This is a genomic window from Arthrobacter sp. 01N444 (assembly GCF_056399305.1).
Genome location: NZ_JBFTRB010000005.1, coordinates 87,202 through 101,582, shown reverse-complemented (window position 1 = coordinate 101,582; position 14,381 = coordinate 87,202). Strand labels below are relative to the sequence as shown.

Here is a 14,381-nt window from a genome sequence, read left to right as displayed (position 1 = left end):
CCGGAACGGATCAGGCGCGGTGCCCGGCGAAGAAGTCCCGCAGCAGCGCTGCGCACTCCTGCTCACGGACGCCTGCAACCACTTCCACCCAGTGGTTGAGCCGGCGCTCGCGGAGGATGTCGAACACGGAACCAGCGGCGCCGGCCTTCTCGTCCCAGGCACCGAACACCACCCGCGGAATCCTGGCGAGGACGATCGCTCCAGCGCACATCGCGCAGGGTTCCAGCGTCACCACCAGGGTGCAGTCCTCCAGCCGCCAGCCGTCGTCGCCCTTGCCCTCCAGGGCCCGGTGCGACCGCAACCGCGCGGCGGCCTCCCGGATGGCGACCATCTCGGCGTGGGCCGTCGGGTCCCCGAGGGCCTCGCGTTCGTTTCGCCCGGTGCCCAGCACCGAACCGTCCGGCCCGATCACGACGGCGCCGATCGGCACGTCTGCGGTGGCCAGGGCATTCCGGGCTTCCGCCAAGGCAAGGCTCATCCATTGCGCATGGCGGGGCTCAGGGGCAGTCATGGGTCAATGATAGTTTCGATCCTAAGCATGCTGTGCAGCCCGGCTGCGCAGTCCACGGGTTCAAATAGTCAAGTATTCGGGAGACGGCCGTGACCACCAGAACAGAGAACTGGCTGACGGAGCGCTGGGGCAAATGGGTGGTGCCCTACGCGGCGCTGTGGATCACCATGCTGATCGGCGGCGTGGTGGTGGTGATCCTGGCCCTGACGAGTGCCGAGGTCTACGACAACGTGGTGGACGACGCGGGCCTGGCGAACCTGGACAAGCCGGCGCTGGCGTTCATGGAGCAGCTTCGCAACCCCGGCCTCGACGCGTTCATCACGGGATTCACCAACATCGGCGGCGGCATCGGGATGCCTATCCTGGCAAGCATCCTGACGGCAGTGCTCATCTACACCTCCCGGTCGTGGCGGCCGCTGATCCTGATCGGCGGCGCAGCCGCGGTCTCCGTGACGGCCACGTCCCTGGGCAAGAAACTGATCGGCCGGACCCGCCCGGACCATGCCGACGCCGTGCCGCCCTACGAGAACTCGCCGTCGTTCCCGAGCGGCCACACGCTGAACACCACGGTGGTGATCGCGCTCGTGGTGTACCTGGCCTGCCTGCATATCAAGCGGACCGGCGCCCGGATCGCCCTGATCGCCGCTGGTGTGATCTTCATCGTCGCGATGGGCCTGAGCAGGGTCTACCTGGGCCATCACTGGATGACCGATGTGATCGTCGGGTGGGTCATTGGTCTGGCGTGGGTGGGGATCGTGATCCTGGCCCACCGGCTCTTCCACGTGCTCCGGCACCGCGAACACGCCGGCGCCGCACCGACCTTTGAGCACCCCGCCCACCTGCATGAAGGCGCCACCAAAGGCAGTGCCGTCGGCACTGCACAGGCAGGGACGAACGACGCCGATACCTCCGGCCCCGCGGGACGGTCTTCAGCATCCGGGTGATAGTTTTGACCCATGCGCACTCTCGTTGTGGACCACCCGCTGGTCGCCCATAAGCTCACCGTTCTGCGGGACAAGAACACCCCGTCCCCGGTCTTCCGCCAGCTCACCGAGGAGCTTGTGACGCTCCTCGCGTACGAGGCCACGCGTGACGTCCGCACCGAACCGGTGACCATCGAGACCCCCGTCAGCACCACCGTCGGCACCGCGTTCACCAAGCCCACCCCCCTGGTGGTCCCCATTCTCCGCGCCGGGCTGGGCATGCTCGAGGGCATGACCAAGCTGGTCCCCACGGCCGAGGTCGGCTTCCTGGGCATGGCCCGGGACGAAGAGACCCTGGACATCATCACGTACGCCGAGCGCCTCCCGGAGGACCTCACGGACCGGCAGATCTTCGTCCTCGATCCCATGCTGGCCACCGGCGGGACCCTGCGCGAGGCCATCAAGTTCCTCTTCAAGCGCGGCGCCTCCGACGTCACCTGCATCTGCCTGCTTGCCGCCCCGGAGGGCCTGGCCAAGCTGGAGGAAGAGCTGTCAGAGGCCAACGTGACGATCGTGCTGGCCTCGATCGACGAGAAGCTCAACGAGAAGTCCTACATCGTGCCCGGCCTGGGCGACGCCGGAGACCGCCTGTACGGCATCGCCGGCTAGGAGCGGCGCCGCCGAGGCGCAACACGGAGGATCCCTTCCGCGTCGCCGCGGACCGCGCTAGCCTGTGCGCCATGGATTGGAAACTTGAACTCGTGTTTGTGCCGGTGTCCGATGTGGACCGGGCCAAGGATTTCTACGTCAATAAGGTGGGCTTCAACGCCGACTACGACGAACGGCCCATGGAGGGCCTCCGGTTTGTCCAGTTGACGCCTCCGGGCTCCGGCTGCTCGATTGCCATCGGTGAGGGCCTCAACGACGCCCCGCCCGGTAGCGCACCGAGCCTGCAGCTTGTGGTCAGCGACATCCAGGCCGCGCACAAGCAGCTCAAGGACAACGGAGTGGACGTCAGCGACGTCGACGTCCAGGACTGGGGGCACTTTGTCCACTTCGCCGACCCTGACGGCAACAAGTGGGCAGTGCAGTACATCCCCCACCGGCCCAACGGCTGATCCCGGCAGGCTCCGCGCGGCAGGCTGACCCGGGGCCATGCGGCAGGATGGAGGCATGAGCTCTCCATCCCGTTCCGGCACCACCACCCTGACCGCCCGCGCCGTCCTGTTCGATATGGACGGCACGCTGGTGGATTCCACCAGCATCGTGGAGCAGGTGTGGACCACGTTTGCGGCCCGCTACGGCCTGGACATCGGCGAGATCCTGCGCTCCTCCCATGGCGTCCAGGCCATGGACACCGTCCGCAGGTTTGCTCCGGCCGGTTCCGACATCCAGGCCCTCGCGGCCGAGCTCGGCCGGATGGAGCTGGCCGAGACCCGGGGCATTGTTCCGGTTCCCGGCGCGCCGGAGCTGCTGGCGAGCCTGCCGCCGGATGCCGTGGCGCTGGTGACGAGCGCGTCACGGGACCTGGCCGGGGTCCGGATGGCAGCCGCGGGGATCGGCGTCCCGGCCGTCTCGGTCACATCGGAGGACGTCATGCGGGGCAAGCCGCACCCTGAGGGATACCTCCGGGCGGCCTCCCTGCTGGGTGTCGCCCCGGCCGATGCGGTGGTGTTCGAGGACGCCCCGGCAGGCATTGCCGCGGGCATCGCCGCCGGCGTCCGGACCGTGGCCGTGGGGCCCAACGCCGGCGAACTGCCGGACGGTGTGCTGCACATTCCCGACTACTCCGGGGTTGCCGTGACCACACACGTCACCGGCGCCGGCCTGCGCACCCTGTCCTTCACTTTCTAGCCCCCACCTTCTAGCCCCGCCGCTGCCCGGCCCGGACCCGACGGCGTCGCCCGCCTACCCGGCCAGCAGGTACACGCTGGTCCCGCCCACGGTCCGGGCGGTGAAGTTGTCCTGCACCCACGCGGCAATCTGCGCGGCGTCGTTGGCTCCGCTTTCGCCCTGCATCAGGCGCCCGGCGATGAAGTAGTGGATCTTGCCGTCGGCCACGTATTGCTGGAACTGCGCCAGGGTCGGTGCGGGGTCCGTGCCGTTGAACCCGCCCACGGCCATCACCGGGAGCTGCGTCGCCAGTTGGTAGCCGGCGGCGTTGTTGGATCCGACGACGGCGGCGGCCCACGTGTAGGTCCCGGCATCTGTCTGCAGCGCGGCCACGAGCGCCGCCGACGGCGTGCTGGCCCCGAGCAGGCCGCCCATTCCGCCCGCCCCTTGTCCGCGGCCTGTGCCTGTGCCAGTACCGTTGGCCGTCGCGGCACCGCCGAAGCCGCCTCCTGCCGCGCCGCCGAGGGCCGGCGGTATCCCGGCCCCGCCCCGTCCGGACACGGCCGGCCCGGCGCTGACAATCGAGCCGCTGTGGGCCGTGGCCGCGGTGGACAGCGAGTAGGCCAGCGGACCGGCGAGGGCCGCGGCGACGGCGAGCGCCGCCGTCGTCCGCGCCACCGTCTTGGACGCCATCATCCCCGTCCCCTTCACCCCCGCGGCCCCCTTGTCGCCCGGGGCCGCGGCGGCCAGCACCAGGCCCGCGGCGGCGAGCGCGCCCAGCAGCGTCACCCAGCGCAGCCACGGCATGTACGCCGCGGTGCGGACCAGGAGTTCGGCGGCCATGGCCCCGGCCGCCACGATCGCCACCGCGAGGACGGCGGCGGCCACGGGCTGGTTCCGTCGCTGCCAGAGCAGGACGCCGCCGAGCCCGGCGAGCCCGGCGATCCCGGGCGCCAGCGCCACCATGTAGTACGGGTGGATGATCCCGGCCATGAAGCTGAACGTCAGCCCGGTAACGGCAACCCAGGAGCCCCAGATGATCACCGAGGCCCGTACCGGGTCGGTGCGCGGCGCGCGGCGGCCCAGCCAGAGCAGCCCCGCTCCGAGCAGCAGCGCCGAGGGCAGCAGCCAGGCGATCTGGCCGCCGAACTCGCTGTTGAAGAGCCGGAACAGCCCGGGCGTGCCCCAGCCGTTGCTGCCGCCCACACTCCCGGTTTCATCGCCGTTCAGCCGGCCCAGGCCGTTGTAGCCCAGGGTCAGTTCCAGGATGGAGTTGTTCTGCGAGCCGCCAATGTACGGGCGGTCCGCCGCCGGAATGAGTTCGACCGCGGCCAGCCACCACCCGGCGGCGACGGCCATCGCCGCGCCCGCGCCGAGCAGGTGAAGAATGCGCCTGCCTGCCGCTGCCGGCGCCGCGAGCAGGTAGGCCACGGCGAAACCGGGGACAACCAGCAGGACCTGCAGCTGCTTGGTGAGGAACCCGAAGCCCAGCAGCACCCCGGCGAACAGCAGCCAGCGCACGCGCGCGTCCTGGATGGAGCGCAAGACGGCGTAGGCGGCCGCGGTCATCAATAACACCAGCAGGGCGTCGGGGTTGTTGAACCGGAACATCAGCACGGCCACCGGTGTCAGCGCCATGACCGCACCGGCGAGATGCCCCGCTCGGTGGGCCAGACCGGCGTCGGCCGTGGCGGGGGCCGCGGCCCGGCGGACGGCCAGATAGACCAGCCAGACCGTGCCGACCCCCATGAGCGCCTGCGGCACCAGGACGCTCCAGGAGCTCAGCCCGAAGATCCGCACCGACAGGCCCATCACCCACAGCGACGCCGGCGGCTTGTCCACGGTGATGGCGTTGGCGGCGTCGGAGGAGCCAAAGAACCAGGCCGCCCAATCCTGCGACCCGGCCTGGGCCGCCGCGGAGTAGAACGCGTTTGCCCAGCCGGAGGCGCCCAGGTTCCACAGGTACAGCACGGCCGTGGCCAGCAGCAGCCCCGCCAGTTCCAGCCGCATCCGCAGGGCCGGGGCGCCAGGGACGGCTCGCGTGCCGCCGGCAGCCGGGGGCTCCAGTCGCCGACGGCGGTCCCGGGCTTGCGGCCGCGGCCGCCCCGGCGTGCGGGCCGGGGCCGTGTCGGGGCGGGGGCTCAGGGTGTCAGTCATGGCGGTCTACGCTCCCAGTTTGTAGACGGTGGCGTTGCCCACGGTCTGGGCCTGGTAGTTGGCCGCGACCCAGGTGGCGACCTCGGAGTTGCCTCCGCGGCCTCCGCCCATGCCGCCCATGCCGCCGGAAATGAAGTAGCCGATCTCGCCGCGGTCCACCATCGCCTGGAACTGTGCGAGCGTCGGGTAGGGGTCGCCGCCGTTCCAGCCGCCGAGCGCGATCACGCTGGTGCCGGTGGCGAGTTCCAGGCTCGCGGCCTGGGTGGCGCCGGAGACAATCGCGGACCACTTGGCGCCGGAGGACTTCAGCAGCGCGGTCAACTCCGCCGAGGATGTTTCCCCGCCGGGGCCGCCGCCCATTCCGGCACTGCCCGCGCCGTCAGTGCCGGCGCCGTCAGTGCCGGCCCTGCCTGCCGCCCCGAAGCCGCCGCCCATCGCGGACGCGGTGGGGCCCGACGTGGGGATCGAACCGGAATGCGGCTGGGCGACGGTCGCCAGTGTCCACGCGGTGCTTCCGAGGCCGCCGGCAAGCAGGCAGAGGATCACGACGCCGGCCGTGGCGGCCTTGCGGAACCGCGCCGGGAGAGCCGCCATGCCGTCCACCCGCAGGAGCAGGGCCGCGGCGGCGAGCACGCCCAGGACCACGATGATCACCCGGAGCCCGGGAAGCCAGGACGGGTCGCGGCCCAACAGCACGGCGGACCAGACCGAGGTGGCCAGCACCGTCACGGCCAGGACAACCCGGGCGGGCCAGTAGGCCCGGCCCCGCCACAGTTCCAGGGAACCGATGCCGGCCAGCGCCGCGATGGCGGGGGCCAGCGCCACGGCGTAGTACGGATGGACGGTGCCGCTCATGAAGCTGAAGATCCCCGCAGTGATGACCAGCCAGCCGCCCCAAAGCAGGAGCGCCGCACGGGTTTTTGAGGTCCTGGCCTCGCGCCGGGTGAACCACAGCCCGGCGGCCAGCAGGATCAGGGCCGCCGGCAGCAGCCAGGACACCTCGCCGCCGAAGCTGGTCCCGAACATCCGGGTGATCCCGGCCGCGCCGCCGAAGCCGACGTTTCCGTTGCCTCCCGGGCCGCCGGCGATACCTCCCAGGTTTCCTCCGCCGGGCATGCCCCCGCCTGACCCGGTGATCCGGCCCAGGCCGTTGTAGCCGAACGTCAGTTCCAGGAAGCTGTTGGTCTCCGACCCCGCCATGTACGGCCGGACCGAGGCCGGCGTCAGCTGGAACAGCAGAACGTAGCTTCCGGCCACGACGGCGATCCCGGCGGCGGCCGCCAGCAGGTGCAGGAGCCGGCGGCCGAGGGTGGTGGGCGCCGCCCACAGGTAGGCCAGGGCCAGCCCGGGAAAGATCAGGAAGCCCTGCAGCATCTTGCTCAGGAACGCCAGGCCGATGACCGCGCCGGCCGCGGCGAGCCACTTCCAGCCGGCCTTCTCGATGGCGCGGGTGGTGAGGTAGGCCGCCAGCACCAGGCACAGGGTGAGCATCGCGTCCGGGTTGTTGAACCGGAACATGAGGGCGGCCACCGGGGTCAGCGCCAGGGCGCCGCCGGCGAGCAGGCCCGCGGCCGGCCCGGACACCCGCTTGATGGTCAGGTAGAGAAGCCCGACAGCGGCCACTCCCATGAGCGCCTGGGGAATGAGCATGCTCAGGGCCGAGAAACCAAAGATCCGTCCCGCGAGGGCGGGAATCCAGAGTGCGGCCGGGGGCTTGTCCACCGTGATGGCATTGCCGGCGTCGAGGGAGCCGAAGAGCAGCGCGGTCCAGTCTTTGGTCCCGGCCTGGATCGCCGCGGCATAGAAGGAGTTGGCGTAGCCGGTGGCCTCCAGATTCCACAGGTACAACGCCGCGGTGACCACCAGGAGCAGCGCTGCCGAGGGCCGCACCCAGCGGGGTTGCGGTCCGAACAGCAGCCGGTCCCGGCGGCCTTGGGCGGCCGGCGCCGGGGACGCGGGCAGATGGGGCGCCGTCCCGCCGTCTCCGGGAACCGGGTGCGGCTGTTCCTCGGCGGCCGGCGGCCTGCCGGCCGGGGAACCGCCCTGGGCTCCGGCGGTGGGACTGATGGTTGCCGTCATTTACTTGGCCTTTTCTGTGCGGGGGAGGGAATGATCGGGGGCACCGGGCGCCGGAACGGCAGCGGCGGGCCTGTGGCGGAAGACCACCAGCCGGAAGAGCAGGAACTTCACGGCCGTGGCGGCCAGGTTGGCGGCGGTGACCGTGAGCAGTTCAAGCCAGCGGTCCGGGGCCGCTCCCGACGCGGCGTGAACGAGGGCGAGTGCGCCCGAGGTCAGGGCCAGCCCGATGCCGAAGACCAGCAGCCCCTCAAAATGGTGGCGAGCCGCCTGGCTGCCGCCCTGGATGCCGAACGTGAAGCGCCGGTTGGCGGCAGTGTTGGCCACGGCGGTGGTGAGCAAGGCGAGGAAGTTTGCCAGCTGCGGGTCCATGAACCCGCGGCAGAGCAGGAAAATCGCCAGGTAGGCCAGGGTGGAGGCCACCCCGATGCTGCCGAAGCGGACGAGCTGTCCGAAGAGGCTTCCGCCGGGGCTTTGTTCCTGTGCCCGCGAGGCGGCCGGCAGCGGTCCGCGGGCCAGGGCCGCGCGCAGGTCGGGAACCGGGATCCGGCCCGAGACCAGGTCCCGGCTCAACCGTGCCATGCCGCGCAAGTCCGCGAGGGCCGTCTGGACGATGTCCACGCTGGAATCCGGGTCGTCGGTCCAGTCCACCGGGACTTCGTGGACGCGCAGGCCGCACTTTTCTGCCAGGACCAGCAGCTCGGTGTCGAAGAACCAGGCGTTGTCCAGCGTGTGGGGAAGCAGTTGCCGGGCCACGTCCGCCCGGATCGCCTTGAAGCCGCACTGCGCGTCACTGAAGTGGGCGCCCATGAGGGCCTGGAGCAGGAAGTTGTAGCTGCGCGAGATGAATTCCCGTTTGGGTCCGCGGACCACGCGGGAGTTGCGGGACAGCCGTGTCCCGATCGCCAGGTCGGAGTGCCCGGAAATGAGCGGGGCAAGGAGCGGGCCGAGGGCCGCCAGATCAGTGGAAAGATCCACATCCATGTACGCCAGGACCGGCGACGGCGAGGCCAGCCACACCTTGCGGAGTGCGTTTCCGCGGCCCTTTTCTGCCATATGGACCACCGTCACTTCGCGCAGCTCGCGGGCTACCCGTTCCGCGGCCTTGAGCGTTCCGTCGGTGCTGGCGTTGTCCGCCACGGTGATCCGGAAGGAATGCGGGAAGGCGCCGAGCAGGTACGCGTGGAGCCGGCGCAGGCAGGCCTCGAGGTCCCGTTCCTCGTTGAAGACCGGGATGGTGACGTCCAGCAGGGGCGTGCTGGCGCGCGTATCAATGGCCGTGCGCCAGCCGCCGGGGACGGTCAGGGCCCCGGCGATCGGGCCCGGGACGGGTGCGTCGGCCAGGGCAAGCCCCGAGGGTGCCCCGGGGGCCGCCGGGCCGGCCGGCGTCGCCGTGGAGCGGGGCAGGGTTCCTGTGGCCTGGTCTGTGAATGTCATGGCTCAACTTTCCCGGCGGCCCATATGAGGGCTTTAGGGTCAAGCTGTGCGGGGGCTGTGGAAGTCCGGGCCGCCGGGGCCGGTCCGGCCGTGGAGACGCAAAGAGGCCCCGGATCCATGCGGATCCGGGGCCTCCAGGGCGGGGGGCGGCTAGTGCCGGTTTAGTACCAGTTGTGTGCGTAGTGGAAGTTCAGGGCACCGCAGGGGGAACCGTAGCGCGACTTGACGTAGTTCAGGCCCCAGTTGATCTGGGTCCGGTAGTTGGTCATGTAATCGGCGCCGGCGCTCGCCATCTTCGAGGCGGGCAGGGACTGGACCACGCCGTAGGCGCCGCTGCTGGCGTTCGTGGCGGTGGTCTTCCAGTCGGATTCCTTGGTCCACAGCTTGTGCAGGCACTGCATCTGGCCGGGTGCCCAGCCATAGCTTCCCAGCTGGGACGCGGCGTAGGCCTGCGCGCCGGCGGGGTCGTCGACTGCGACCGGCGCGGCTGCCGGTGCCGGTGCCGGAGCGGCTGCCGGTGCCGGAGCGGGGGCCGCCGCGGGAGCCGGAGCAGGTGCGGGGGCTGCCGCGGGGGCCGGAGCAGGTGCTGCCGCGGCTGCCGGTGCGGCAGCAGCGGGCGCGTGGATCAGCGCTTCGGCTGCCTTAACCTCCGAGATCTGGGGAGCCACGTTCTTTTCCGTGGCAGCGGTCGGCCCAGCCACCTGGACCCGCTCGAAGTTGAGCTTGGCCAGCGGGTCAGCCATCGTGGCCGTCTGGCTCGCAACGTTCGCCGTGTGGGCGCCCGGCTCTGCCGCCTGGCTCGCGGCGCCGCCACCCAGCAGCAGCGCGCACGCGGCGGTGACGACGGCGGCACGGCGGCCGGTTACACCGAGCCCGGCGGCGAACCGCGACAGGGCGGATGCCTGCTTGACCGGTTCGGCGCGGTGGCGCGACTTGGCGGCGCCAACTGAGCGGGAATGCGAACCGCCGTCAGGGCGTGTTTGTACCTGGAATTCAGTCATGGTGGCCTCTCAACGCCGGCGGAGTTAGCTGTCGGGTTCGGATGAGGTCATCCGGCCGCACGGAACATCACGTGTCGGCTTCACCCCGAGGGCGCATGAAAGCAGATTGCCCGGGAACTCTGGGTCCCCCGCCTCTGCCTGGTCCAGCGGAATCCGGGAAGCGGCAGAGTTTGGCGTCCGTCCGGATATGCGGCACCGATGGCGGCGCACGCTAACGACGCTACAGGACCCGGCCGCTTAAGTCACATTTTGGTAACAGGAGTCACAGTGCCGGGGTGTCGGGTTGCGCCGGGCTCGCCGGTCGACCGTCCGGGCCGTTTGCGCCGGCGGCGGCCGTTCCGGTTACGCCGGCGGCGGCGAGGCGGGCAGCCGCACGGCGAACTCCGTGCGGCCCGGCCGGGACGTGACCTCGACTGTTCCTCCGTGGGCCTCCACGATCGACTGGACAATGGACAGGCCCAACCCGCTGGTGCCCTCGGACGTCGGCGCGGCGGTCGCCGTGCCGTGACCTCCGCGGCTGCCGGAAACAGCGCCGGAGGACGAGCGTGCGGGAGCCCCGGACCCGACCCTCGCCGTCGCGACGGCAGAATCGGCGGGGACAGCTGCGGGGTTCGACGCCGGATTGGTGCGCGAGGCGTCGGCCCGGGTGAAGCGGGCGAAGACCCGGCCGATAAATTCCGGGGCGATGCCGCTGCCATTGTCTGTCACGGTGACCACGGCACTGCCGTCAGCCGAGCGCATAACGCCCGTGACCACCTTGGTCCCGGGTTCCGTGTGCTTGCGCGCATTGGACAGCAGGTTGGCGAGGACCTGGTGAAGCTGGGTCGCATCACCGCGCACCACCACGGGCTCGTCCGGAAGTTCCAGCTGCCAGATGCGGTCCGGGGCCATGACTTTCTCATCGCTGACCGTCTCGATGGCCAGCTGGGTGAGGTCGACGTCGGAGATTTTGAGCGGCTGTCCCTCGTCCAGGCGCGCCAGCAGCAGCAGGTCCTCCACGAGCGTGGTCATCCGCTCGGACTGGCTTTGCACACGGGCGAGGGACCTCTCGCCGTCGGGGGTGAAATGCTCGGTCATCCGCATCAGCTCCGTGTAGCCGCGGATGGCCGTCAGCGGGGTGCGGAGTTCGTGCGAGGCGTCGGCGACGAACTGCCGGACCTTCATCTCGCTCTCCTGCCGCGCCTCGAGAGCGTTGGAGACGTTGTCCAGCATCTTGTTCAGCGCGTAGCCAACGCTGCCCACTTCCGTTCCGGGATGGGCCGCCGACGTCGGGACGCGGACCCCGAGCGCCACCTCGCCGGCGTCCAGCGGGAGACGGGAGACCTTGGTGGCAACCTCGGAGAGCTGTTCCAGCGGCTTCATGGTCCGCCGGATCAGGGCCGTGCCGGCGAGCCCGATCAGCACGAGCCCGCCTGCGGACACCACCACCATGGTCCAGACCAGGGAGGCCAGGGTGCTTTGTTTTTCTGCCAGCGGGAGTCCGGTCACAATCACGTCGCCGTACGGTGTTCGCGCCGCCGTGAGCCGGTAGGCGCCGGCCGAAAGGCTGCGGTCCACGGACACGCCGCTCGGGGTGAGGGCCAGGAGAACCTTGTTGTCGGCGGGGGAGAGGTTCTTGACCGCGCCGTCCCCGGCCAGGAATCCTGCCCTGCTGACTTCGCCGTCCACTATCCGTGCGTTAAGCGTCCCGACGCCCTGTCCCCGGGCTTCGAGGGGGTCGGGGCGTCTGCCCGAATCGTCCGAGGAGGGCCGGCCGAATTCGCTCGAACGGTGGGAGGCCTGGTCCAGCTGGGTGTCGAGTTGCCGGGTGAGGAAGAGGTCCATGGAGGCGTAGCTGAACAAGCCCACAGCGCCGCAGATGGCCACGAGCAGCGCCATGGCGACCAAGACCAGCCGGGTGCGCAAATGCCACGTCGACGGGTTGCGCCAGTCGCGTCCGGGGACGCGGGTCATGCCGGAAAGTGAGGGCACGGATCAGTCCGCCGGTTTCAGGACGTACCCGGCTCCGCGCACCGTGTGGATCATCGGAGCGTGGTTGGCGTCGACCTTCTTGCGGAGGTAGGAAATGTACAGTTCCACGATGTTCGCCTGGCCGCCGAAGTCGTAGTCCCAGACACGGTCCAGGATCTGGGCCTTGCTGATGACCCGCTTCGGGTTTTCCATGAGGTAGCGCAGCAGCTCGAACTGCGTGGCGGTCAGGTGCATTTCCTCACCGGCCCGGGTGACTTCGCGGGTGTCGACGTTGAGCACGAGGTCTCCCACCACGAGTTCGGCGGTGTCCATGGCGGCCACTCCGGAGCGCTGGACCAGCCGGTGCAGGCGCAGCAGCACCTCTTCCATGCTGAACGGCTTGGTGACGTAGTCATCGCCGCCGGCCGCCAGTCCGGTGATGCGGTCCTGGACGGCATCCTTGGCGGTGAGGAACAGCGCCGGCACCTCCGGCGCGAACGCGCGGATCCTGTTCAGCAGTTCGACGCCGTCGAACCCGGGCAACATCACGTCCAGCACCAGCACGTCGGGGCGGAACTCCTTGGCTAGCCGGACGGCTCCGGGCCCGTCCTCGGCCACGGCCACGGACCAGCCGGCCATCCGCAGCCCCATGCTCATGAGCTCGGAGAGGCTGGGCTCGTCATCCACCACGAGGGCGCGGATGGGGGAGCCGTCCGGATGCGTGAGCTGGGGAAGGTTGTTGGTCATGGAGTGCGAAGTGGCCATGGGGACAACTCTCCGATCTGCCGGTTAGGCGGGGCTTTGGGGACCCTGTGCGGCACCTGTGAATCCCAGCCTAGCGAGCTGGATGCCGTTGCGGGACCTACGGGCCGCACCGGCCATGTTCAAACCCCTTTACCGTCCGGCGCCAACGTCACAGGCCGGGCTGTCGGCCCGCACAGCCCAGGCACAGGATCGCTCACCACTCTGGGGTGAACACCGATCCGCACCCTAAAGGAGAAATACCATGAGCGGTCAGCATCCCGGAGCCGGTTCCGGACCAGCCCCCGAGCCAGCCCCCGTACCCGCCCCCACCACCGGCGCGCCAGCGGCGCCCGCGCCCGTAACCACACCCCGTACTGCCTGGAAGTACGGCGCCGGACCCACCGACGCCGGAACGGTCCAAACCGGACATGCTGACGCCGGACCCACCGACGCCGGAACAGTCCAAACCGGACACGCTGACGCCGGACACTCCGACGGCGGGCGGCCGGAAGCAGGCGCTGCCGGCGGCTGGGGCGCACCGCCGGTTTGGAAGGTTCCGACATCGGAACCGGCCCGGGGCATGCCCCGGCAGGAACCTGTGCCCGCCGCAGCCACAGGCTGGGGCGCGCCGGGAACTTCCGCCAAGACGGCCTCGGCGGCAAAGCCCTGGACCCTCAAGCGGGCGCTCGCCGTCGCCGGAGCCGCCGCAGTCCTGGCCGTCGGCGCCGGGGCGGGCGTCTATGCCCTCACCTCAAGCGCAACGGCAGCCACCGGTGCGGCCGGCGGGGCGGGCGCCGGCGGACCCGGCGGCCAGGGTTTCGCCCCGGGCGCGCCCGGTTCAGCGCAAGACGGTTCCGCGCAAGGTGGTTTCGCGGGCGGCGGCATCCCGGGGCAGGGCGGTCCCGGCGACTTCGCTGCCGGTGGGATGGGCAGCGGGCTTACCGCGGCAGTGCACGCCGAATACGTGGTGCTGCAAGGAAGCGCGTACACCACGATGGCCGAGCAGCTGGGCACAGTGAGCGAGGTCAGCTCGTCCTCCGTGACGGTCAAGAGCAGCGACGGTTTCACGCGCAGCTATGCGCTGGGCAGCGACGTCGTGGTGAGTAATCTGCAACAGCGGCGCCAGCAGGCCGGCGGCGCGGGCACGCAGCTGAGCCTCGCGGACATCGTGGCGGGCGGGACGGTGCGGATCGTGGCGGCCAAGGACGGCTCCGGCTACACGGCGGCCTCCGTCATGGTGGTCGCGGCGACGGCCACCGGCCAGTCGAACTGACCCGCCGCAGCCGCCATCGCCGCCGTGCCTGGCCGGCGGCGATGCCGGCTGCCCACTCCGTGGACCGCCTCGCAGGCGGCGGTGGGCAGGCGCGGTTTGGCCCAACTCGCCGTGCTGTGAATGATTTGCCTGATGTAGTCGGCCTTGACCGAATAATATTCGAGAAAGCGCACTTGCTGACCTTCCGGTCAGTAAAACACTTGTTATTTTATTGCCGCTGCAGAATTGTGACTTGCGCTACAATTCCTGGATCTGTCTCACTATGTGGAACCTGGGGTCCATTGTTACTTGCACGTTTACATTGTTACGTTGCACACTTCAATTGTGAACAAGAACTCAACAGCACCTGCAGCCGCAGCTTCCTGGATCAGCACACCCGCTGGTACCGAGATGCGCTGTTGTCGAATGCACGCCTAACTTTTACACCCCTAAAGGTTTCCAGGTATTCGCCCCCCAGCCCAGAGTCGGGCGCCCCT

12 protein-coding genes and 1 riboswitch are annotated in these 14,381 nt (G+C 70.0%); of the genes, 5 read left to right on the top strand and 7 right to left on the bottom strand.

Annotated features, from left to right (window positions below):
- Positions 1-10 precede the first annotated feature (10 nt).
- The gene (locus AC1DKN_RS08145; protein WP_476870978.1) at positions 11-511 is read right to left on the bottom strand and encodes a nucleoside deaminase; all 501 of its coding nucleotides are present in this window, start codon (positions 509-511) and stop codon (positions 11-13) included.
- An 89-nt stretch (positions 512-600) separates the two neighbouring features.
- Between AC1DKN_RS08145 and AC1DKN_RS08140 the strand changes: the two genes are divergently transcribed.
- From AC1DKN_RS08140 to AC1DKN_RS08125, 4 genes are all read left to right on the top strand, one after another.
- Positions 601-1,455: a phosphatase PAP2 family protein gene (locus tag AC1DKN_RS08140; RefSeq protein ID WP_476870977.1), complete on the top strand. Its 855-nt coding sequence runs from the start codon at positions 601-603 to the stop codon at positions 1,453-1,455.
- A 12-nt stretch (positions 1,456-1,467) separates the two neighbouring features.
- Positions 1,468-2,103, top strand: coding sequence for a uracil phosphoribosyltransferase (gene upp, locus AC1DKN_RS08135; RefSeq protein WP_018774274.1), 636 nt, complete (start codon positions 1,468-1,470; stop codon positions 2,101-2,103).
- A gap of 71 nt (positions 2,104-2,174) precedes the next feature.
- Complete coding sequence (locus AC1DKN_RS08130) at positions 2,175-2,552, top strand: glyoxalase superfamily protein (RefSeq protein ID WP_476870976.1); 378 nt, start codon at positions 2,175-2,177, stop codon at positions 2,550-2,552.
- A gap of 55 nt (positions 2,553-2,607) precedes the next feature.
- Complete coding sequence (locus AC1DKN_RS08125; RefSeq protein WP_476870975.1) at positions 2,608-3,288, top strand: HAD-IA family hydrolase; 681 nt, start codon at positions 2,608-2,610, stop codon at positions 3,286-3,288.
- A gap of 54 nt (positions 3,289-3,342) precedes the next feature.
- Here AC1DKN_RS08125 and AC1DKN_RS08120 read toward each other — a convergent pair whose 3' ends face one another.
- The 6 genes from AC1DKN_RS08120 to AC1DKN_RS08095 all read right to left on the bottom strand — a co-directional run bounded on the left by AC1DKN_RS08120 (position 3,343) and on the right by AC1DKN_RS08095 (position 12,653).
- Positions 3,343-5,424, bottom strand: coding sequence for an ArnT family glycosyltransferase (locus AC1DKN_RS08120; protein ID WP_476870974.1), 2,082 nt, complete (start codon positions 5,422-5,424; stop codon positions 3,343-3,345).
- A 6-nt stretch (positions 5,425-5,430) separates the two neighbouring features.
- Entirely contained in the window at positions 5,431-7,503 is a 2,073-nt protein-coding gene (locus tag AC1DKN_RS08115) for a glycosyltransferase family 39 protein (protein WP_476870973.1), read from the bottom strand.
- Positions 7,504-8,937, bottom strand: a complete 1,434-nt coding sequence (locus AC1DKN_RS08110) for a bifunctional glycosyltransferase family 2/GtrA family protein (RefSeq protein ID WP_476870972.1) — start codon at positions 8,935-8,937, stop codon at positions 7,504-7,506. It lies immediately after the preceding gene.
- Between the two features lie 161 nt (positions 8,938-9,098).
- Entirely contained in the window at positions 9,099-9,938 is an 840-nt protein-coding gene (locus AC1DKN_RS08105) for an aggregation-promoting factor C-terminal-like domain-containing protein (protein WP_476850624.1), read from the bottom strand.
- Positions 9,938-10,097, bottom strand: a riboswitch (cyclic di-AMP (ydaO/yuaA leader). It overlaps the preceding gene by 1 nt.
- A gap of 183 nt (positions 10,098-10,280) precedes the next feature.
- A complete protein-coding gene (locus tag AC1DKN_RS08100; protein ID WP_476850623.1) occupies positions 10,281-11,891 on the bottom strand; it encodes a sensor histidine kinase in 1,611 nt (536 codons plus the stop codon).
- 21 nt (positions 11,892-11,912) lie between these two features.
- Complete coding sequence (locus tag AC1DKN_RS08095; protein ID WP_079551963.1) at positions 11,913-12,653, bottom strand: response regulator transcription factor; 741 nt, start codon at positions 12,651-12,653, stop codon at positions 11,913-11,915.
- Between the two features lie 241 nt (positions 12,654-12,894).
- Between AC1DKN_RS08095 and AC1DKN_RS08090 the strand changes: the two genes are divergently transcribed.
- Complete coding sequence (locus AC1DKN_RS08090) at positions 12,895-13,905, top strand: hypothetical protein (RefSeq protein WP_476870971.1); 1,011 nt, start codon at positions 12,895-12,897, stop codon at positions 13,903-13,905.
- Positions 13,906-14,381 lie beyond the last annotated feature (476 nt).